The organism is Shewanella sp. VK101 (assembly GCF_056497865.1).
The window spans coordinates 4358916-4378849 of the sequence record NZ_CM151402.1 but is presented as its reverse complement, the minus strand read 5'-3'; the positions used below and the strand labels follow the sequence as shown (position 1 = coordinate 4378849).

Sequence of the window (19934 nt, the reverse complement as noted above, 5' to 3'; positions counted from 1 at the left end):
CTTCGACTGACAATGGACTGCAGATGGAAGGACTTGCTGATAAGGTCATAGTGATTACCGGCGCCTCGGAAGGTATTGGGCGGGCGCTCGCTCTGGCACTGGCGCCGCTTGGCGGACAACTGGTGCTCAGTGCCCGCAATGAATCCAGGTTGCGTACCCTGGCGATGGAGGTCGAGTCGGTCGGCGGTGCGCCGTTGGTGGTTTGTAGTGATATCGGGCGACAACAGGACTGTGAAGCCTTGATAGCCACGGTGATCGAACGCTTCGGCCGGCTGGATATACTGATCAACAATGCCGGCATGACCATGTGGAGCCGTTTCGATGAGCTCAAGCAGCTGGACATCCTCGAACAGCTGATGCGGGTTAATTATTTGGGACCGGCCTGGCTGACCCATGCAGCACTGCCGCATCTGAAGGCTTCCCAAGGACAAGTGGTGGTGGTGGCTTCCGTGGCCGGTTTGACCGGGGTGCCAACCCGCAGTGGTTATGCCGCCTCCAAACATGCTGTCGTGGGCTTTTTTGATTCACTGCGAATCGAGTTGGCCGAGGACAATGTTGCTGTGACTGTGATATGTCCTGACTTTGTGGTCTCCGAGATCCACCGGCGGGCGCTGGATGGAGAGGGTAAACCGCTCGGAACTTCTCCCATGGCAGAGAGCAAGATCATGACCGCCGAAGAATGCGCGCAGATGATGCTGCCGGTCATAGCCGGGCGGGGGCGAATGTTGATTACCTCCTGGCGTGGTCGTCTGGGGCGTTTTGTCCGCCTTATCGCTCCAGCCTGGGTGGATAATCTTGCCCGTAAGGCAATAGCGTCCGGGCACTAGCCCAAGAATAAATAAGCCTCCGTGAGGGAGGCTTAGGTGTTCCAGAGATTAAGAGATTACTTTTTGTCGTTGAGGTGCTGGACTATGGTGGCCTTCGCCTCCTCATGGCTGGCCTTGGCGGCTTTGGCCTGAATATAGGCCGTTGCCTTGTGGCCGGTTATATCCTCGGCGATATGCAGCCAATCCGGATGCCAGTAAAACTGGCTGCCTTCCAGTGTCGACCAGTTGTGCACCCCGTGAGTTTCACCGTTATATACCAAGTCTTTGATTGAATATCCCATAGTCAGTCTCTCCAAGTTGGAATGGTATTATCATGCGGCCGTCGTGGCCGCATGAGTGTGACGAAGATCTCATTTTAGGTGCGGAAACGGCTGATCAAATGCGCCAGGTTGTGGGCCAACTGACTCAGCTCTTGGCTGGATTGAGACACATGCCCCGTCCCCATGGACACCTTGGAGGCGGCATCACTGATATTGGTGATGTTGACCCCCAACTCACCGGTAACCGCTGTTTGCTGCTCGGTGGCACTGGCCACCTGAATCGCCATGTCGTTGATGATGCCGATCGCAGCACTGATCCTTTCAATCGCATCGCTGGCCTCATTGGCGCAGCGAACACTGCCCTGCATCCGCTCGCGGCTCTTTTGCATCACTTCGTTGGCGTGCAGAGCTCTTTGCTGCAGCTGTTCTATGGTGCCTTTGATTTCCAGCGCCGAGCTTTGGGTACGGCTGGCGAGTGTGCGCACTTCATCGGCCACCACGGCAAAGCCTCTTCCTGCCTCACCGGCCCGGGCGGCTTCGATGGCGGCGTTGAGGGCCAATAAATTGGTCTGCTCTGTTATTTGGGCGATCACTTCCAGCACCATGGCAATGGAATCTGAGTCTTTTTGCAACTGGCCTATCACTTCGCTGGCGGCGGTGATTTCCGCATCCGAGCTTTGAATGGTATCCAGTGTTTGCAGCACCACTTGTTGGCCCTCTGTGGTGGCCAGCACCCCTTGGTTGGCTTGATCGGCGGTTTGGGTGGTGTTGCGGGAGATATCGGCAATCGAACTCTGCAGCTCTGTCATGGCGGTAGCCACCTGATCGACCTCAGAGCGCTGTTGCTGCATCTCTTCGGCGGCTTCGGCGGCGACTGTAGTCATCTCTTCCACGGCGGCGGCCAGTTGCACCGAGGCCGCGCCTATCTGGGAAATCATCTCATGCAGAGTGTTACGCATCTGTCCCAGGGTTTCGGCCAGGTGTTTGAACTCGCTGCTGCTGAATTTTTCCATCGGAATTTCGGTTGCGAGATCGCCAGAGGCTATCTGCTCCAGCACTTGTGTTGTGGCGCCAAGGGGGATAAAAATTCGCCGCAGCAGGAACCAGCCGGCTCCCAATGCCAGAGTCACAAAGAGGCAGAAGACGATGACCAGACTGCTGCTGAGGGATTGAATTGCCTGTTCACTGGCGCTTCTGGCAGAGCTGACCTTATTGGTTTCCAGTTCCATCAAGGCTTTGAGTTCGGTCTCGACATTGTTGTAAATATGCCACGACTCCATGGAGGTCAGCATGTTGGCGGTGTTTTCCGGCAGGTCGCTGCTGTCTCGATCCAAAAATTGTTTATGCAGCCCCATAAAGGCCTGCAGTGGTGCATCCAGCTTGTGCAATTGCACCAGGGTATCTTGCCCGGCACCCTGTTTCAGTTGCGCCAGCGCCGAGTTGATTGCCAGGGTCTGATCCTGCAGGTATTGACGTGACTCCTCACTCATGGGGGCATTCAGTACCCGTCTCAAGCTGTATCCCAGCTGTTCCCGTCTGAGGCCGGATACCAGTTGCAGCAAAGAGGCAGCCTGATCATTGCTGTGGTACTCCCGCTCCAGCAGGCTTATTTGGCTTTTCACCTCCTGCAGGTGATAGGCAATGGTGCCCAATGACAGGCAAAACAGCGCCAGCAGCGCGGCAAACAAGGTGATCAACAACTTGCGCAAAGAAAGATTGGAAAAGATGGCTTGGTTCACAACCCGGCTCCAAAACAAATGTATGAAATATATAGTGAATGTTTCAAGATCCTAGGTGTTTGTCCGGATGTAAACTGTGAGTTGTGGCAATTTAATAGGTAATTGTTTTAATTTTTAGTATTTTCGATTGTTTATATTGTTAAGTCATTATTTAGTAATGATTTAATATCAATGCTAAATGCAGTGTCTTGTTTGTGGTCAAAGCAGGAGGAATACAGATGGAGCCGACTCTGCTGTGCCCACTGCATCTGAGTCCAGTTCAGTCAGTAGCCTGCCAAGGCACGTAGGAGCTATGGGTCTTTCCTGCTATAATGCGCGCTCGTTTTTGTGGAGGCGCGAATGGACGTATCTTCTTTATTGGATGGCCTGAATGACAAGCAGCGTGAGGCGGTAGCCGCACCTCAATCCAGCATGCTGGTGCTCGCCGGTGCCGGCAGCGGCAAGACCCGGGTACTGACTCACAGGATTGCCTGGCTGCTGCAGGTGGAAAACCAGAGCCCATACTCCATTATGGCGGTGACCTTTACCAATAAGGCGGCCGCCGAGATGCGGGAACGGGTGGAGAAGATAGTCGGCAACCATATGGGCCGCATGTGGATCGGTACCTTCCATGGTCTGGCCCATCGTCTGCTGCGCACTCACTGGCAGGATGCCGGCCTGCCGCAAAATTTTCAGATCCTCGACTCGGATGATCAGCTCCGCTTGCTCAAGCGCATCCTCAAGAGCCTGAATCTGGATGAGAAACAGTATCCGCCGCGGATGGTGGCCGGCTATATCAACGGCAAGAAGGATGAAGGGCTAAGGCCGAAACATCTGGATGGCGGCCTCTTCCCCATGGAGCAGAAACTGGTGCAAATCTATCAGGTGTATCAGGAATCCTGTGACCGCGCCGGGCTGGTAGACTTTGCCGAGATACTCTTGCGGGCTCACGAGCTGTTTCTCAACAAGGAACATATTCTGGCCCACTATCAGGACAGGTTCCGCAATATTCTGGTGGATGAGTTTCAGGACACCAACGCCATTCAATATGCCTGGATCAGAGTATTGGCAGGCAAAAGCGCCAATGTGATGATAGTGGGCGACGATGACCAGTCCATCTATGGCTGGCGTGGCGCCCAAGTGGAAAACCTGCACAAGTTTTTACAGGATTTTCCCAATGCCGAAACTATTCGCTTGGAGCAAAACTATCGCTCCAGCGGCAATATTCTCAAGGCCTCCAACGAACTTATCGCCAACAACCCGGATCGGCTGGGTAAACAGCTGTGGACCGAAGATGTCGATGGTGAGCCGATCTCAGTTTACTGTGCCTTCAATGAGATGGATGAAGCCCGCTTCATCATAGGCCGCATTGGCGACTGGCAGGACAAGGGTGGCAGTCTCTGTGACTGCGCCATCCTCTATCGCAGTAATGCTCAATCACGGGTATTGGAAGAGGCCTTGCTACACAAGGGGCTGGCCTATCGCATCTATGGCGGCTTGCGCTTCTTCGAGCGTCAGGAGATCAAGGATGCCATGGGATACCTGCGTCTGATTGCCAACCGCGACGATGACGCCGCCTTCGAGCGGGTGGTCAACACTCCCGCCAGAGGCATAGGCGATCGCACCCTGGATATTCTCAGAACCACGGCCCGGCAGCAGCAATTGACCCTGTGGCAAGCCTGCGTCCGTTTGTTGGAGGAGAAGGTCTTGGCCGGCCGCGCCGCCAATGCGGTGCGCAGCTTTATGGACTTGATAGTGCAGCTGCGCAGCGATACCGAAGAGCTGCCCCTCTATCGCCAGGCGGATATAGTGATCCAGGACTCCGGGCTCAAGGCCATGTATGAGCAGGAAAAGGGCGAAAAGGCTCAGGCCAGAGTGGAAAACCTCGAGGAACTGGTCACCGCGGCGCGCACCTTCGAAGTGCCGGAAGAGCTGGTGGACATGGGTGAGTTGAATGCCTTCCTGTCCCATGCGGCGCTGGAAGCGGGAGAAGGCCAGGCCGATGCCCACACAGATGCGGTGCAGTTGATGACGCTGCACTCGGCCAAGGGACTGGAGTTCCCGCTGGTGTTTATGGCCGGTGTTGAAGAAGGGCTGTTCCCCAGCCAGTTGTCGCTGGAAGAGGGCGATCGTTTGGAAGAAGAGCGGCGCCTGTGTTACGTGGGCATGACCCGCGCCATGCAGCAGCTGTATATCACCTATGCCGAGTCACGCCGCATCTATGGCCGTGAAAACTACTCACGGCCGTCGCGCTTTATCAAGGAGATCCCGCCTCAGTACCTGCAGGAGATCCGTCTCAAGGCGCAGGTGGCAACTCCCATGGCCAATAACAGGTTCAGCAAGTCGCAAAGCAGCTTCAACGACACGGGCTTCAATGTTGGCCAACGGGTGCTGCACCCCAAATTCGGTGAGGGGATAGTGACCAATTTTGAAGGCCAGGGAGCACAGGCCAGGGTGCAGGTGAATTTCGATGACTTCGGCAGCAAGTGGTTGGTGGTGGCCTACGCCAAGTTAACTGCTTGTTGACAGCCCGGGTAGGAAAATTCGTGTTTTGCGGTGTCAATCACACTGTTGCTGAGTCATAATGCTTGGCAAATTTAAGGCTGAGATGTGTTGGAGAGCCTACCGATGAACTTGAGGGAAAAAATTGATGTCTATGCCCGTCTGTCGCGTCTGGACAGACCCATAGGAACTTTTCTGCTGCTGTGGCCCTGTTTAATGGCGCTGTGGCTGGCGGCCGGGGGCTTACCGGATCTCAAGGTGCTGATCATCTTTATCGTAGGTGTGTTTGTGATGCGTGCCTGTGGCTGCATCATCAACGACTATGCCGACCGCGAGCTGGATACCTATGTCGAGCGCACCAGGTCCAGGCCCTTGGCCAGTGGCGAGGTCACGGTCAAAGAAGCGCTGGGCCTGTTTGTGGTCATGGGACTGTTTGCCTTTGGTTTGGTACTGTTGCTCAACCCTCTGGTGGTTAAACTCTCCCTTGTCGGCATGCTGCTGACCATTATCTATCCCTTCACCAAGCGCTACACCAATATGCCGCAGATGTTCCTCGGCATAGTCTGGAGTTGGTCGATTCCCATGGCCTATGCCGCCCAGACAGGTGAAGTGCCTGTCGAAGCCTGGTGGCTGTTTGCCGCCAACTGGTTCTGGACTGTCGCCTACGACACCATGTATGCCATGGTGGACAGGGACGATGACCTCAAGGTGGGGATCAAGTCCACCGCCATTCTGTTCGGCCGTTACGACAGGCAGATCATCGGCCTGTTTCAGCTGGCAGCGCTGGCCTGCTTTATGACTGCAGGTTATGTGGCCGAGCGAGGTGCCCTCTATCTGGTGGGGCTGCTGGCCTTTATCGGCTTTGGGCTTTATCAGCAGAGGCTGATTTACGACCGGCAGCGGGCTCCCTGCTTCAAGGCATTTCTCAACAACAACTGGGCGGGTATGGCCTTGTTTGTCGCCTTGGGGATGGATTACCTGCTCTGAATGACATTGAGTTTGACTGTCAACGCCGCGATTATCGCGGCGTTTTTGCTGGCGCAAACAACCGCCAACCGTTAGTCTGAACAGCCGGATGATTGAACCAAGCAGCGGGAATAGCGCCGCTGAGGACTGAAGCAAGAAGGAGTCTTGGTATGTTGATAGAACAACTCTTTGGTATTGAATTGCCGCTTATTCAAGCCCCCATGGCCGGCGCCCAGGGCGTGCCGCTGGCATTGGCCGTCGCTTCCGCCGGTGCGCTCGGTTCTATTCCCTGCGCCATGTTATCCCATGACAAACTCAAGCTGGCGCTAGAGAGCTTCAGGCGCCAGAGTGACCGGCCGGTAAACCTCAACTTCTTCTGCCATAAGCCACCCGAGGAACAAGTCGAGCGTTTGCATGCCTGGCTGCAGCAACTGGCGCCCTATTACCGTGAATTCGAGGTCGAAGATCTCGGCGGTGGCGCCGAGCGGCGTCCCTTCGATGCCGAGGTTGCCGCGGTTATAGAACCCTTTCGTCCCGAAGTGGTGAGTTTTCATTTCGGGCTTCCCTCCACCGAACTGATGCTCAGGGTCAAGAGCTGGGGCACCAAGGTGATTGCCTCGGCAACCAGCGTCGCCGAGGCCAAGTGGCTCGAATCCAGAGGCGTGGATGCCATCATAGCTCAGGGCCTGGAAGCCGGTGGTCACAGAGGCCATTTCCTCAGTGATGATTTGACCGAGCACAGTGGTACCTTTGCCCTGCTACCGCGCCTGGTACAGGCGGTGAAGGTGCCCGTGATTGCCGCCGGTGGTATTGCCGACGCCGCCGGAGTGCAGGCGGCCATGGCTTTGGGAGCGGCCGGGGTGCAGGTGGGTACGGCCTATCTCTTGTGCCCGGAGGCCGAGATCAGTGAATTGCATCGCCAAGCGCTGAAAGATCCGCAAATGAATCGCCATACGGCGCTGACCAATCTCTACAGTGGCCGTCCGGCCAGAGGCATAATGACCCGTTTGATGCGTGAGTTGGGGCCTTTGGGGCAAGCGCCGGATTTCCCCTTGGCGGCCAATGCCATTGCGCCGCTGCGCGCCGCGGCAGAAGCACGCGACTGCAGTGATTTCAGCCCGCTCTGGTGTGGTCAGAATCCGGAGGGATGTCGGGAAATTCCCGCCGCCGACTTGACACGTGAGTTGATGGCGGCCTTTATCAGGGCTTGAGCTTTTTCTGGTCTAGTGTATGTAACTGCCTGTATCATTGCGAATTAGTCACTCCTGCAACCGGCGGAGTGACCCTATCTTTAGATGGACTGCAATCAAAGCTTTGACTGCGGCGTGGAGCCGCAATAGGGAGATATAGATGAAAAAATCACTTGCTCTGGCGCTGCTGGCCCTGATGGTCAGTGCCAACGCCGCGGCCCGCGACACCATAGCCCAGTATCCGGTGCAGGAGCTGCTGCAGACCGAGAAGGCCAAAGAAGCCCTTTACGATGTGCCACTGTATTTTGCCACTCAGGCTCACCCGGAGATCAGCAAGAGCTATGGTGAGGTGATCACCAATAAAAAGACCAATGCCTTTGGCAAGTCGGATCGCGAAGCCTGTGAGTGGGTGATGTTGAGTGCGCTAAAGGCGTTGCAGGAGCGCGCCGAGCGTGAGGGGATGGACGCTGTGGTCAATATCCAGTCCTATTACAAGAAGCGTGAGTTTGCCAGCGAGACTGAATATGAGTGTGGCGCCGGTGCCATCATGGCCGGGGTGGCACTGAAAGGGACTCTAGTGAAGTTCTAACCACTTTAACTCACTGACAAAGCAGACCAGGAGGTCTGCTTTTTTTGTAGCTGAATTCTGCTTCTCTGTCGTCCCGAGTCAGTCGAATGCGCGATCAAGGCACCACTTTATGGCGATTGGTATAAGGTTAATAGAGTGACTCTCGGGAATAAAAGATGAAATATCTCCTCTGCAGTTTATTGCTGCTGGTTTTTCCTGCCACGGCAACCTGGTATCCAGTTAAGGTGCGTGCCGATGGTGAAGCGCAATTGTATAAGCCGCTGGTGCGGGCCAACAAAGCCTGGCGCCTCTGCGCCCTTTTGCCCCATGGTAAAGATCATTACTGGTGGGGTGTTGCCTGGGGCTTGGCCGAGGAAGCGGACAGGCTGGGCGTCGAGATAGGTATTTATGATGCCGGTGGCTACACTGAGGCGGAGCGGCAACTGCGCCAGCTAGATGAATGCGAGGCCCGCGGCGCCCAAGGTTATATTCTGGCGGCCGTCTCGGCGGAGCTTTTCAACGCTGAGTTGCCGAGGCTCAGGGCCAAGGACGCCAAAGTTGTGGATCTGGTCAATGGCATTAACAGCAATCAGGTAGACAGTCGCTCGTTGGTGTCTTTTGTCGATATGACTCAAGCCGCGGTGCAATATCTGTTTGCCGCCAGTGGCAGACAGGATTTCAGCCTGGCCTGGTTTCCCGGCCCTTCGGGAGCGGCTTGGGTGATGGATGCCGAGCTGGGGCTAAAACAAGGGCTTAGCGGTTCCCAAGTCGAGCTGATTGAAGGCGGCTATGGTGTCACTGAAACCTTTGTGCAGGCCGACTTGGTGCGGGCGCTGACCCGGCGCTTTCAGGCCGATTATCTACTGGGCAATGCGGTGGCGGCCACTGTGGCGGCCAGAATGTTTCCCGGGCGGGTGTTGGCATTTTACAGTAATCCGCAAACCATGGCCTTGGTTGAGCAGGGCAAGTTGATGGCAACAGTGACAGACTCACCTGTACTGCAGGCGAGAATTTCGGTTGATTTGGCGGTGAGGCTGCTGCAGGGCGAAAAAGTGCCTGGGCGGGTCAGCCCGGAGATCCGGGTAGTCACCCCGCAAAACATCTCTGAGCTGGACATGAGTCAGACCTTGCCCCCTGAAGGACAATGGATGACCTACAGGGAGCTGAGCAAACTCGAGGGGGCTAAACCAGACCCTTGAGGTTGGCCGGACGATAATAGACAGACTTGAGCACTTTGCCTTGGCGCACTGTCTTGCCGGTCATTTCCACATCCTTGGCGCACTTGGCTATCAGGAAATCGCCCTGACGGCTGCCGACAATTTCCACTCCTTGCTTGGCATAGTGAGCCACAGTATCCGCCAGTTCCTGCTCATTGCGGCATACCTTGCTCATGTTGCTGGCATGTACCTCATCCCAGCAGGGCTCAAAGTCGATAGCCTTGTTGGCGGCAACCTGCAGCAGCAGATCTATCAGGTAGCTGATCTCCAGTCGCTCTCCGACTTGGGTGCAGCCCAAGTGTACCAAGCGGCCCATCAACACATACACGCTGTCGACTATGGCGTCGGCCTGTTCAACTTTATCGCCTGCCTCGGCCAGTTCGGTCAGCTCTTCGCTGATAAGTGAGGTGTGCAGTGTGTCTGCCTTGGCATCCAGGGTGTCAGGAGAGTTGACCGGGAGGTCGAAAGTGGCGCGAAATTCCTGAATATCACGGTAGAGCTTGCTGTACAGCTCTTGAGTCAGCAGAGTCAGTTTCATAGCTTGGGTTCCAGCTTGGGCAAAGGAGAGGATGATAAAGAATGCGCGCGCCGAAGGCAAAAAAGCCTCCCGAAGGAGGCTTTTTGAGGTGAAAATCAGAGAATGAAGCGACTCAAATCTTCATCCTGAACCAGGTTGTCCAGGTGAGCATCGACATATTCGGCATCGATAACAAACTTGCTGCCGGACTTGTCACTGGCCTCGAAAGAGATGTCTTCCATCAGCCGCTCCATCACAGTGTGCAGACGACGGGCGCCGATGTTTTCGGTACGCTCGTTGACTTGCCAGGCGGCCTGGGCAATACGCTCGATACCGGACTCGGTAAATTCGATGCTGACTCCTTCGGTGCCCATCAAGGCCACATACTGCTCGGTGAGCGAGGCGTGGGGCTCGGTGAGGATCCGTTTGAAGTCAGAGGCGGTCAGGGCATCCAGCTCGACCCGAATCGGCAGACGGCCCTGCAGCTCGGGGATCAGATCCGATGGCTTACTCATCTGGAAGGCGCCGGAGGCGATAAACAGAATGTGGTCTGTCTTCACCATGCCGTGCTTGGTGTTGACTGTGCAGCCTTCCACCAGAGGCAATAGATCACGCTGTACCCCTTCGCGGGACACGTCCGGGCCTGAGGTTTCGCCGCGCTTACAGATTTTGTCTATCTCATCGAGGAACACTATGCCGTGTTGCTCGACCAGCTCAATGGCCTGCTCTTTGAGATCTTCCTGGTTGACCAGCTTGGCGGCTTCCTCTTCGACCAGCTGCTTGTAGGCATCCTTGATCTTGAGTTTCTTGCGCTTGCTCTGTCCCTGACCCATGTTCTGGAACAGGCTCTGCAGCTGGTTGGTCATCTCTTCCATGCCGGGAGGCGACATGATTTCGACGCCAATTTGCGGCGCTGAGACATCGATTTCGATCTCTTTGTCGTCCAACTGGCCTTCACGCAGTTTCTTGCGGAACACCTGGCGGGTGTGGGACTTGTCCTCGGTTTCCTGATCCCATTCACTCTTTGGCTTGGGCAGCAGGGCATCGAGAACCCGCTCCTCGGCGGCTTCTTCGGCGAGGGTGCGGCACTTCTTCATCTGCTGCTCGCGGGTCAGTTTGACCGCGGCGTCGGTGAGATCGCGGATGATCTGCTCTACTTCCTTACCCACATAGCCCACTTCGGTGAACTTGGTCGCTTCAACCTTGATGAAAGGCGCATTGGCCAGCTTGGCCAGACGGCGGGCGATCTCTGTCTTACCGACACCGGTTGGGCCTATCATCAGAATATTCTTCGGGGTCACTTCCTGGCGCAAGCCGGCATCCAGCTGCATGCGGCGCCAGCGGTTACGCAGGGCTACTGCGACAGAGCGTTTGGCCTTCTGTTGGCCTATGATGTGCGCGTCCAGTTCGTGGACGATTTCGCGGGGTGTCATTTCAGACATAATGCTTCCTCACGCTCGGGATCAGTAATTCAGTTCTTCTATTGTCTTGAACTGGTTGGTAAATACGCAGATATCACCGGCTATGGTCAGCGACTTCTCGGCAATATCACGGGCACCCAGTTCGGTGTTTTCCAGCAGCGCCAACGCCGCGGCCTGGGCATAGTTGCCACCAGAGCCTATGGCGATAAGATCATGCTCCGGCTGCACCACATCGCCGTTACCAGTGATGATCAGTGAGCTTTCATGATCGGCCACTACCAACATGGCTTCGAGTTTTCTCAAGGCTCTGTCGCTGCGCCAGTCTTTGGCCAGTTCGACCGCCGACTTCATCAAATGCCCCTGATGCATCTCCAGTTTGGCCTCGAAGCGTTCAAACAGGGTAAAGGCATCGGCGGTGCCACCGGCAAAACCGGCCAGTACCTTATTGTGGTACAGGCGGCGTACTTTGCGGGCATTGCCTTTCATCACAGTGTTGCCCAGAGACACTTGGCCGTCGCCGGCGACAACAACCTGATTATTACGGCGTACAGATACGATAGTGGTCACGATAGATCCTCTTCTCGGGCGGACGGCGCGTCCGTCATGGGTCAAATCCCCAGGGTCTGCTGCATGAAACGGCCCATTGGGGGCACAGCAAGGCCAACTAATGAGGTGATAGTTTTCTATATGGGGTTGGGGGCGGGAATATCAAGTGCCCGGCAGAGGCTTTCGTGCTGAAAAACAAAAAGGCTGCAAATCTCATTGTTTGCAGCCTTTAAATTGAGAGGAGTTTATTCTTCCCAGAACCAGATCATACAGCCGTTGAGACCGGCTCTTTGCAGCACGTGGCGCTGCCGCTCGGCATCGCGCTTGCTGTCGTAGGGGCCGAGTACCACCTTGTACCAGACACCGCTGGTGCCTTGCACCTTGCGCACCTGGGCTTCTAGCCCCTGGAAGGCGATCACGGCTTTCATCTCGTCGGCCTGGGACTGCACCCGGAAGGAACCGCACTGCATCTGATAAGGGCGAGATGGCTTGTTGCTCTCTTCCGGCAGATCCACTTCTACCTGTTTGTTTTCCAGCTCCTTGAGGTAGGTCCACTCCTCTTTGGGCTTGGGCGGCAGGGCGTTGGGGTCTTTCTTCTGGGGCACCGGCTTAGTCTGTGGCTGAGGTTGAACCACTTCGGCCTCGGGGGCGCTGCTCTTCAGGCTCCAGAGGAAATAGCCAAAGCCGGCCACCACGGCCACTACCACCACAAGCAACAGCACAGGAAAGCCTTGCTTGGGCTGCGGTTGCTTGCGAGCGCCCCGCTTGGCAGGCTTGCGGGGCTTGGGTTTGCTATTGGCGTAATCGCGTCCCATGGATTACATGCGCTCCAGGGTCTCGATACCCAGTAGTGACAGGCCCTGCTTGAGGGTCTTGGCGGTCAACTGAGACAGCAGCAGACGGCTGTGCTTCTGGGTTTCGTTATCGGCCGCCAGCACAGGGCAGGCTTCGTAAAAGCTGGAGAAGGCACCGGCCAGTTCAAACAGATAACCACAAAGCACATGGGGTTGGCCCTTGTCGACCATACGGGCAAGGATTTCACCGAATTGGGCCAGCTTATTGCCCAGCTCTTTTTCCTTGTCGTGTTCCAGAGCGATAACGGCATTGCTCAAATCCACACCTTCGGCCCGCTTGAAGATCCCGGCAACCCGGGTGTAGGCGTACAGCAGGTATGGCGCTGTGTTGCCTTCAAAGCTCAGCATCTGATCGAAGCTGAAGATATAGTCGCTGGCGCGGTTCTTCGACAGATCGGCGTATTTCACCGAGGCGATGCCCACTACCCGGGCAATTTCGGCCAGGGTGTCTTCGTCCATGTCGGGGTTCTTGCTGCGTACCAGCTCCAGCGCCCTGACATTGGCTTCATCGAGCAGGTCCACCAGTTTCACCACGCCGCCGCTGCGGGTCTTGAATGGGCGGCCGTCTTCACCGTTCATGGTGCCAAAGCCCATGTGTTCCAGTGTCATTTCCGGGCGTACAAAACCTGCGGTGCGGGCCAGGCTGAACACTTGCTGGAAATGCAGTGCCTGGCGCAGATCCACGAAGTAGAGGGCACGATCGGCATGCAGGGTACCCGAGCGATAGCGCATGGCCGCCAGGTCTGTGGTGGCATAGAGATAGCCGCCATCGGCCTTCTGAATGATCACCGGCAGGGCTTCACCGTCTTTGTTACGGAATTCTTCCTGGAATACCACCTTGGCACCGTTACTTTCAGACAGCAAGCCTTGGGCATCCAGATCTTTGACCACCTGTTCCAGATCGTCGTTGTAAGCGCTTTCACCATGGACATCGGCTCGGGTCAGGCTGACGCCCAGGCGCTGATACACTTCATGGCAGTGGCTCAGAGAGATATCGTTGAATTCACGCCACAGCTTGTTGCAGTACTCGTCACCGGATTGCAGCTCGACCACCAGTTGACGGGCGCGGGTGGCAAACTCGGCCGACTCGTCGAAACGCAGTTTGGCAGCGCGATAGAAGCTTTCCAGATCCGACAGCTCCAGGTTGGCGTTTTCACCATTTTGTGCCCGCAGCTCTTCCATATAGGCCAGCAACATGCCGAACTGGGTACCCCAGTCACCGACGTGGTTTTGGCGGATCACCTTGTGACCGAGAAACTCCAGCGCCCGGACAACGCTGTCGCCAATGATGGTGGAGCGCAGGTGGCCCACATGCATCTCTTTGGCGAGGTTAGGGGAGGAGTAGTCCACTACCACGGTTTGCGACTTGGGCAGGTTTATACCCAGATGCTCGTCGGCCAGTGCCGCCTGCAGCTGTTTGGCCAGGGCATTGTCATCAATAAAGAAGTTGATAAAGCCGGGGCCGGCTATCTCTACCTTGGCCACATGGCCGGAGGCCGGCAGGTTGTCGATGATCAGTTGTGCCAGCTCCCGAGGCGGCTTGCCGGCAGCTTTGGTCAGCATCATGGCCAGGTTGGTGGCCAGATCGCCGTGACTCTTATCCTTGGTTCGGTCTACCTGAATCCTTGGCGCAGTCTCTTCGGGGATCAGCCCCTGTTGTTTCAAAGTGGCTACTGTCTGTTCAAGCAAAGATTGGATATGTGATTTCATTGGCGTTTTATCGACACTGACTGATAAAGGTTAAAAGGGGAATAACCGCACATTCTAGCGCTTTCGGCGGTAACATTGCTATCACCTGTACGGTTTTATCAGCAAATTTTGTTGTTGCTTGGGTTTGCCGCAGCCGGGTGCCTTTTAAGATCACTATTATGGATGAATCTTTGTTTAAGAATCGCTGATCTTCATTTTGGGGGAGTATGATGTCTCTCCGATCCTTCTCGGATCCAAGATTTCCCCATCGGCGCGTGCCGATAGTTTCAATGGAGATATAGATGCTGGACTCCATCACCACAGTGTTACAGGCTATTTGGCAGCAGGATTTTGCCGCGCTGCATGCTCCGGGTATCGCCCTGAGTATCTATGTTTGCATCTTCAGCTTTATCTTTCTGGAGAGCGCCTTGCTGCCGGCGGCCCCCTTGCCTTGCGACAGTGTGGTCATTCTTTCAGGTACCCTGGCGGCCATGGGGATCCTTAACCCCTTGCTGGTGTATCTGTTGCTGTTTGTGGCGGCCGCAGGCGGCAGCTATTTGGCATTTGTTCAGGGGCGGCTGCTCAATCGTCTGCCCAGGGTGCAGGGCTGGGTCTACAAGGTGCCGCCCGACAGCCTGGCGGCAGTGGATAAACTCCTTGGGCGTCATGGGCTGGTGGCGCTTTTCTGTGCCCGTTTCCTGCCGCTGGTGCGTTCGCTGCTGCCTTTGGTGATGGGCGTGCGCATGGCCTGTATCAAGACCTTCTATTTTTTTGCGGCCCTGAGCGCCTTCTTCTGGGTGGGGCTGTTGGTATCGCTGGGCTATATGATGCCGTTTCTGCCGGAGCGGATCAGCAAGCTGTTGACCATGGCGTTGATGGCGGCGCCGGTGATTACTCTGGTATTGGCGCTCGGCAGTTGGCTGACCTATAAGCTACTGCGCAAGCCGCAGGACAAGCAGGGGCCTCACGGTCAATTCTGAGCCGGATTAAAGCCGTTCAAGGGAGTTACAGCAGATCCTGCGGACTCTTATCAGTTACAGCAGATCCTGAGGATCTCGATCCAGACTCCAGCGGCAGCGCTTGGCCTCGGGCAGTTGTTCGGCCTGGAGCAACAGCTGTTCAAACACCTGTTGCAGCCTGCGTCTGTCTTTGGCCTGAGCCAACAACTGGCGCCGATACTTGCCGGCCTTGCGATCCAGCGGCGCCGGCAGCGGGCCTATCACTTCAAAATCCTTGTCCATGGGTAACATGGCGGCGAAGGCTGCCAGAAAGGCATCGGCATCCTCGGCGCGGTGGGATTCGGCGCGGATCAGTACCATATGCCAGGCCGGTGGCAACAGTGCCTGCTGGCGTTCATTGAGCTGGCTGCGGGCAAACTCGCCATAGCCTCTGTGCATCAGATCCCTGAGCAAAGGGTTGTCGCTCTGATGGGTCTGTAGCAGCACAGTGCCCGGCTTGCTGGCGCGGCCGGCGCGACCGGCCACCTGGGTATAGAGCTGGCCGAAGCGCTCAGGGGCCCGAAAGTCCGCGCTGAACAGGGCGCCATCTACATCGAGCAGCCCCACTAGGGTGACATCGGGAAAGTGATGTCCCTTGGCCAGCATCTGGGTGCCTACCAATATCTTGTATTCGCCGCGATGAATGGCGCTTAAGTGCTGTTCCAGCGAGCCTTTGCGGCTGGTGGTATCCCGGTCGATTCGCACCACGGGATACTCGGGAAACTCCTTGCTGAGCGCCGCCTCCAATTGCTCCGTGCCTATACCCTGACCCTGCAACATGGTGCTGCCGCAGTTGTGGCACTGGCGTGGAATTGCATACTGGTTGCCGCAGTGGTGGCAGCGAATTTCGCCGAGGGATTGGTGCAGGGTGAAAAACGCATCACAGCGATCGCACTCGTGCAGATGGCCACATTCGTGGCACAGCAGGGCAGGGGCAAAGCCGCGGCGATTGAGAAACAGCAACACCTGGTTGCCGGCCTGCAGATGCAGGCGCATCTCGTTCAGCAGCGCTTGTGACATGCCCGCCTGCAGTGGTTGGTTGCGGATATCTATCAGTCCCTGGCGCACCTTGAGGGCATTGCCTGCCCGCTCTCCCAATTGCAGATGTTGATAGCGGCCGCTGAGGGCGTTTTGCAGGCTCTCCAGCGACGGTGTCGCGCTGCCCAGCAGTACAGGAACCTGCTCCAGATGGCCGCGCATGACGGCCAGATCCCGGGCGTGATAACCCACGCCTTCCTGCTGTTTGAAACTGCTGTCGTGTTCCTCATCGAGAATGATGATCCCGGGCCAGGCCATGGGAGTGAACAGCGCCGAGCGGGTGCCGATTATGATAGCCGCCTCGCCACTGCGGGCCAGGCGCCAGGCGTCGAGGCGCTGCTTGTCGGTCAGGCCGGAATGGATCACGGCAACCGTGACTTTGAATCTGCGTTTGAATCTGTTGATGGTTTGCGGCGTCAGGCCGATTTCCGGCACCAGGATCAGCGCCTGCTTGCCAGCCTTGAGTATGGTTTCCAGTACCGCCAGATAGACCTCTGTCTTGCCTGAGCCTGTGATCCCTTCAAGCAAGCTGCACTGATAGCCGCTTTGGGCATTGAGGCTGGCGACCGCCACGGCTTGCTCCGGGTTGAGCCTGTGAGGTTCTTCCCCCAGTTCAAGCTTTTGCCGCCATTCAAGATTGGCACTGACTGACCGCTCTCGTTGCTCGGCCCAGCCCTTGTCCAGCAGCCCCTTGATGGCACTCTTGCTCAGCTCCAGCGCATTGACCTCTTCAGTGGTCAGTTCCCCCTGTTTGAGCTGTTGCAGCAGTTTGCGTTGGGCGGGAGCGCGTTTCAGCGACTCCAGTGTGGCCTCCTGGCCCGCACTGGTCAGACACAGATAACTGATTTTCTCCGGTGCGGCATCGGCACCCTTGCGCAGCGCCACCGGCAGGGCCTGGGTCAACATCTGCCCCTGGCTGCAGAAATAGTATCTGGCGGCCCAAAGGGTCAGTTGGTACAGCGCCGGTGGCAGCAAAGGCGCGCTGTCCAGCACTTGATATACCGGCTTGAGTTGTTTGGGCTCGAGTTCGCACTCATCACTCAGGCCTGTCACCAGGCCTATGAGTTGCTGGCGGCCAAAGGGCACGCGCACCCGCATTCCCGGCTCGAGTGGCCAGGGGCAGGCTTTGGGCATCAGGTAACTGAAGTTCTGCCGCATGGGAACGGGAAGGGCAACTTCTACAAACTGCGGCATAGTCAGAGTTTTCGCAAATAATCACGGCACATGTTGCCCGTCAGTTTACTCAGGCTAGAATGAGAGAACCAGTCCCGGAAACAAAAAGCCGCAAAAACCGCAGCTTGAACGTGCTGACTTAACGAATCCAAACCAGAGAACCCAAGCCAGATAACCTAAGTCAGAGAACCTAAGCCGGATAACCTAAACTGGGTAACTACAAATCAAATTAGAGAGGATATGGATGAGAGCGGGTTTACTGATGCTTGTACTCATGTTGCTAACGTCTGTTGCCAGAGCAGAAACCGCCCATGTCAGTATCAATCAAAGAATGTTTGAACTCGGGCATCTGCCGCTGATCAAGGTCAACGTGGTGGCCGACAGTGAGGATATGACCCGGCTTGAGTTTATTGTCAGGCAGCAAGGTGCGGCGGAAAAACTCATGGTGCAACCCATCAACCGTTACATGGTGCTGCTGCTGGGGATAGATGAAGTGACCGACAAGCAGGCCGAATTGTTGGTGCGGGAATACCGAATCAATCGCTGGTATGAACTCAAACGCTTGCCCTTGTTCGATACCTCAGTGCCTGTGGTGCTGCGCTCCAACCGGGCAAGAGTCTTTGCCGAGCAGATGCCGACTGAGCCACCGCAGACTGTCATGTCAATCCAAGCTTTAGAAAACAAGGCCATAGAAAACAAAGCGATAGAAGCCAGAGCTGTGCCAGCCACAGTAGTATCAAGCAAAGTCGTGCCACCGCCAGCCGTTCAAGCTCAAAGAGTTAAAGATGTCGCCGGTCAACCCCAGAGTGAGCCTCAAAGCCTTGGTGCGCACTCGGCATCTCAAGCCGTTGCAGCGCCGGGGCGCCAGGTGAAGGCTCTGCCAATTGCTAGTCGTGAGCCGGGATGCATGCTGGATTTCGATGGTACAGAAACCCTTTGGCGGGTGGCCAGCCGCTATGCACAGAACAGCCATACCCACGTCTATGGCGCCATGCTGGCCATTTTTGATGCCAATCCCAAGGCCTTCAGTCGCGGTGATATTCGCAACCTTCGCCGCGATGCCAAGTTGCACTGCCCCAGTAGTAGCTTGCTGCAGTCCTATGGAGATAAGACGGCCGCCAAAGAAAAGTTCGAGCAGATGTAGTCGCCTACTTGTCAGCGCTGGGTAGATACTGTACTATTCTGCGCCCTGAACTTTTGATATTAACCGCATGTGGTGTCCGACTTCGGGTTGGAAGAGCGACATGGCCTTAACTTGAGGTAACCCCAATGAAACCAGGTATCCATCCTGAATACGCAGAAATCACTGCAACTTGTACTTGTGGCAACGTCATCAAAGTAAACTCTACTGCAGGCAAAGCTCTGCACTTGGACGTTTGCGGTGCATGTCACCCTTTCTACACTGGTACTCAGAAAGTTGTTGATACCGGTGGTCGTATCGACAAGTTCAACAAGCGTTTCGGTATGCTGGGCAAAAAGTAATTGCCACTGCAACCAATCGAAAAGGCGTCCATGGGACGCCTTTTTTGTTGCCTTTACCCCGTCCTGAATATTCCTCATGGGGCTATGAATTAAGTTCGAAACCAAGATGTTTTCAGGCTATATAGATTATTATCTGCCATGAATCATATGGCGGTATGGGGCAACAGATTAATATCTATTGTTGGTACTTATCATATTTTGCGGCTTGAATTTTTGCATATTGTTCGATTGACAGCCTCTGGCATCTTCCCTACCCAATGGGCAGGGGGATAAGTCGCTGAAAATATCGATATTAACGCATAGTTTATTACTGACCCGTTTAAGCAAGTCTTGCTTCTTTAATTGACCAAACATGAGGTCCAACTTAATAGTACTGATATGCAATATGTCGGCAATTTCGTCACGGGTTAGTTTAAGATCTATGGTTAACCAATGTTTATCAAAGGGTACTTGAAGCACAACCAATATATCAAATAAGAACTTGATCAGTTTGTCTTCCGGTGATGAGGTCAGCAAGAAAATGGCCAATCCGGTCTGGCGTTCGGTATAATAGGCGGCGTCATACATGAACTGCATAAACAGGTCGATATCTTCTGTCACCAGCTTTTTTATCAGTTTCTTATCTATAGTGATGATTTTGCTGTCTCTGGCAGCAAGAATATTCTTACAACAAGTGCAGCCCTCATCCAGCAACAGATGATAGTCGGTCAGTCGCCCTGGGAATATGGCATTCAGAAATTTTGGCCGGGTAAAGTCATTGGTTCTTTTGGAGTAGAAAATCAGACCGCTTTCGAGATAGATAAAGTTGTTCAATAATAGATTTTTATTTAACTGCTCACCTTTTTTTAATTTCTGTGGTGCGCCATTGGCATAGAAAAATTCGGCAATGCGATCATTGACTCCGCCGGGAAAGAACAGCGTCGATTTCTTTTTTTCATCTGCTCCAAGTGAGATTGCAGTCAACATTA

General features: G+C 55.4%; 18 protein-coding genes. 9 read left to right on the top strand and 9 right to left on the bottom strand.

Annotated elements, in window-relative coordinates:
* Positions 1-23 precede the first annotated feature (23 nt).
* Complete coding sequence (locus ACSHSR_RS19510) at positions 24-827, top strand: SDR family oxidoreductase (RefSeq protein ID WP_129979442.1); 804 nt, start codon at positions 24-26, stop codon at positions 825-827.
* Between the two features lie 56 nt (positions 828-883).
* Here the strand turns inward: ACSHSR_RS19510 and ACSHSR_RS19505 are convergent, their stop codons facing one another.
* Together ACSHSR_RS19505 and ACSHSR_RS19500 are read right to left on the bottom strand one after the other, a co-directional pair.
* Complete coding sequence (locus tag ACSHSR_RS19505; RefSeq protein WP_144128757.1) at positions 884-1108, bottom strand: hypothetical protein; 225 nt, start codon at positions 1106-1108, stop codon at positions 884-886.
* A gap of 74 nt (positions 1109-1182) precedes the next feature.
* A complete protein-coding gene (locus tag ACSHSR_RS19500) occupies positions 1183-2826 on the bottom strand; it encodes a methyl-accepting chemotaxis protein (RefSeq protein ID WP_025886800.1) in 1644 nt (547 codons plus the stop codon).
* Between the two features lie 339 nt (positions 2827-3165).
* Here ACSHSR_RS19500 and uvrD point away from each other — a divergent pair, with 339 nt between their 5' ends.
* From uvrD to torT, 5 genes are all read left to right on the top strand, one after another.
* Positions 3166-5331 carry a DNA helicase II gene (uvrD, locus tag ACSHSR_RS19495; RefSeq protein ID WP_096142078.1) on the top strand — a complete coding sequence of 722 codons (2166 nt, stop codon included), beginning with the start codon at positions 3166-3168 and terminating at the stop codon, positions 5329-5331.
* Positions 5332-5433: 102 nt separating this feature from the next.
* Positions 5434-6294, top strand: a complete 861-nt coding sequence (gene ubiA / locus ACSHSR_RS19490; RefSeq protein ID WP_028779581.1) for a 4-hydroxybenzoate octaprenyltransferase — start codon at positions 5434-5436, stop codon at positions 6292-6294.
* A gap of 149 nt (positions 6295-6443) precedes the next feature.
* Complete coding sequence (locus tag ACSHSR_RS19485; protein WP_044733575.1) at positions 6444-7484, top strand: NAD(P)H-dependent flavin oxidoreductase; 1041 nt, start codon at positions 6444-6446, stop codon at positions 7482-7484.
* 139 nt (positions 7485-7623) lie between these two features.
* Positions 7624-8052: a hypothetical protein gene (locus ACSHSR_RS19480; RefSeq protein WP_025009251.1), complete on the top strand. Its 429-nt coding sequence runs from the start codon at positions 7624-7626 to the stop codon at positions 8050-8052.
* A gap of 155 nt (positions 8053-8207) precedes the next feature.
* Positions 8208-9230, top strand: coding sequence for a TMAO reductase system periplasmic protein TorT (gene torT / locus ACSHSR_RS19475; RefSeq protein ID WP_044733576.1), 1023 nt, complete (start codon positions 8208-8210; stop codon positions 9228-9230).
* Here torT and ACSHSR_RS19470 read toward each other — a convergent pair.
* The 5 genes from ACSHSR_RS19470 to argS form a co-directional block, all read right to left on the bottom strand.
* On the bottom strand, positions 9214-9786 hold the full coding sequence (locus ACSHSR_RS19470) for a nucleoside triphosphate pyrophosphohydrolase family protein (protein WP_045283201.1): 573 nt from the start codon (positions 9784-9786) through the stop codon (positions 9214-9216). The two genes, torT and ACSHSR_RS19470, sit on opposite strands and share 17 nt — an antisense overlap.
* A gap of 95 nt (positions 9787-9881) precedes the next feature.
* Positions 9882-11207 (bottom strand): HslU--HslV peptidase ATPase subunit, encoded by a 1326-nt coding sequence (hslU, locus tag ACSHSR_RS19465; RefSeq protein WP_025886805.1) that lies wholly within the window; start codon positions 11205-11207, stop codon positions 9882-9884.
* Positions 11208-11228: 21 nt separating this feature from the next.
* On the bottom strand, positions 11229-11753 hold the full coding sequence (hslV, locus tag ACSHSR_RS19460; RefSeq protein ID WP_025009255.1) for an ATP-dependent protease subunit HslV: 525 nt from the start codon (positions 11751-11753) through the stop codon (positions 11229-11231).
* 224 nt (positions 11754-11977) lie between these two features.
* Positions 11978-12547, bottom strand: a complete 570-nt coding sequence (locus ACSHSR_RS19455) for an SPOR domain-containing protein (RefSeq protein ID WP_101060253.1) — start codon at positions 12545-12547, stop codon at positions 11978-11980.
* A 3-nt stretch (positions 12548-12550) separates the two neighbouring features.
* Positions 12551-14296, bottom strand: a complete 1746-nt coding sequence (argS, locus tag ACSHSR_RS19450) for an arginine--tRNA ligase (protein WP_071237106.1) — start codon at positions 14294-14296, stop codon at positions 12551-12553.
* 281 nt (positions 14297-14577) lie between these two features.
* Here argS and ACSHSR_RS19445 point away from each other — a divergent pair, with 281 nt between their 5' ends.
* Complete coding sequence (locus tag ACSHSR_RS19445) at positions 14578-15255, top strand: DedA family protein (RefSeq protein WP_479631053.1); 678 nt, start codon at positions 14578-14580, stop codon at positions 15253-15255.
* Between the two features lie 54 nt (positions 15256-15309).
* On the opposite strand, the gene priA is transcribed toward ACSHSR_RS19445, so the two are convergent.
* Positions 15310-17505 carry a primosomal protein N' gene (priA, locus tag ACSHSR_RS19440; protein WP_109247240.1) on the bottom strand — a complete coding sequence of 732 codons (2196 nt, stop codon included), beginning with the start codon at positions 17503-17505 and terminating at the stop codon, positions 15310-15312.
* Positions 17506-17746: 241 nt separating this feature from the next.
* Between priA and ACSHSR_RS19435 the strand changes: the two genes are divergently transcribed.
* Both ACSHSR_RS19435 and rpmE read left to right on the top strand, forming a co-directional pair.
* On the top strand, positions 17747-18628 hold the full coding sequence (locus tag ACSHSR_RS19435) for a FimV/HubP family polar landmark protein (RefSeq protein WP_479631052.1): 882 nt from the start codon (positions 17747-17749) through the stop codon (positions 18626-18628).
* A gap of 125 nt (positions 18629-18753) precedes the next feature.
* On the top strand, positions 18754-18966 hold the full coding sequence (rpmE, locus tag ACSHSR_RS19430) for a 50S ribosomal protein L31 (RefSeq protein WP_025009259.1): 213 nt from the start codon (positions 18754-18756) through the stop codon (positions 18964-18966).
* 168 nt (positions 18967-19134) lie between these two features.
* Here rpmE and ACSHSR_RS19425 read toward each other — a convergent pair whose 3' ends face one another.
* Entirely contained in the window at positions 19135-19932 is a 798-nt protein-coding gene (locus ACSHSR_RS19425; RefSeq protein ID WP_025009260.1) for a Crp/Fnr family transcriptional regulator, read from the bottom strand.
* Positions 19933-19934 lie beyond the last annotated feature (2 nt).

Bases quoted from the DNA above. Each gene is read 5' to 3' on its own strand.
- ACSHSR_RS19510 (WP_129979442.1), top strand. From the start codon at position 24: ATGGAAGGACTTGCTGATAAGGTCATAGTGATTACCGGCGCCTCGGAA.
- ACSHSR_RS19505 (WP_144128757.1), bottom strand. From the start codon at position 1,108: ATGGGATATTCAATCAAAGACTTGGTATATAACGGTGAAACTCACGGG.
- uvrD (WP_096142078.1), top strand. From the start codon at position 3,166: ATGGACGTATCTTCTTTATTGGATGGCCTGAATGACAAGCAGCGTGAG.
- ubiA (WP_028779581.1), top strand. From the start codon at position 5,434: ATGAACTTGAGGGAAAAAATTGATGTCTATGCCCGTCTGTCGCGTCTG.
- ACSHSR_RS19485 (WP_044733575.1), top strand. From the start codon at position 6,444: ATGTTGATAGAACAACTCTTTGGTATTGAATTGCCGCTTATTCAAGCC.
- ACSHSR_RS19480 (WP_025009251.1), top strand. From the start codon at position 7,624: ATGAAAAAATCACTTGCTCTGGCGCTGCTGGCCCTGATGGTCAGTGCC.
- torT (WP_044733576.1), top strand. From the start codon at position 8,208: ATGAAATATCTCCTCTGCAGTTTATTGCTGCTGGTTTTTCCTGCCACG.
- ACSHSR_RS19470 (WP_045283201.1), bottom strand. From the start codon at position 9,786: ATGAAACTGACTCTGCTGACTCAAGAGCTGTACAGCAAGCTCTACCGT.
- hslU (WP_025886805.1), bottom strand. From the start codon at position 11,207: ATGTCTGAAATGACACCCCGCGAAATCGTCCACGAACTGGACGCGCAC.
- ACSHSR_RS19455 (WP_101060253.1), bottom strand. From the start codon at position 12,547: ATGGGACGCGATTACGCCAATAGCAAACCCAAGCCCCGCAAGCCTGCC.
- argS (WP_071237106.1), bottom strand. From the start codon at position 14,296: ATGAAATCACATATCCAATCTTTGCTTGAACAGACAGTAGCCACTTTG.
- ACSHSR_RS19445 (WP_479631053.1), top strand. From the start codon at position 14,578: ATGCTGGACTCCATCACCACAGTGTTACAGGCTATTTGGCAGCAGGAT.
- priA (WP_109247240.1), bottom strand. From the start codon at position 17,505: ATGCCGCAGTTTGTAGAAGTTGCCCTTCCCGTTCCCATGCGGCAGAAC.
- ACSHSR_RS19435 (WP_479631052.1), top strand. From the start codon at position 17,747: ATGCTTGTACTCATGTTGCTAACGTCTGTTGCCAGAGCAGAAACCGCC.
- rpmE (WP_025009259.1), top strand. From the start codon at position 18,754: ATGAAACCAGGTATCCATCCTGAATACGCAGAAATCACTGCAACTTGT.
- ACSHSR_RS19425 (WP_025009260.1), bottom strand. From the start codon at position 19,932: ATGTTGACTGCAATCTCACTTGGAGCAGATGAAAAAAAGAAATCGACG.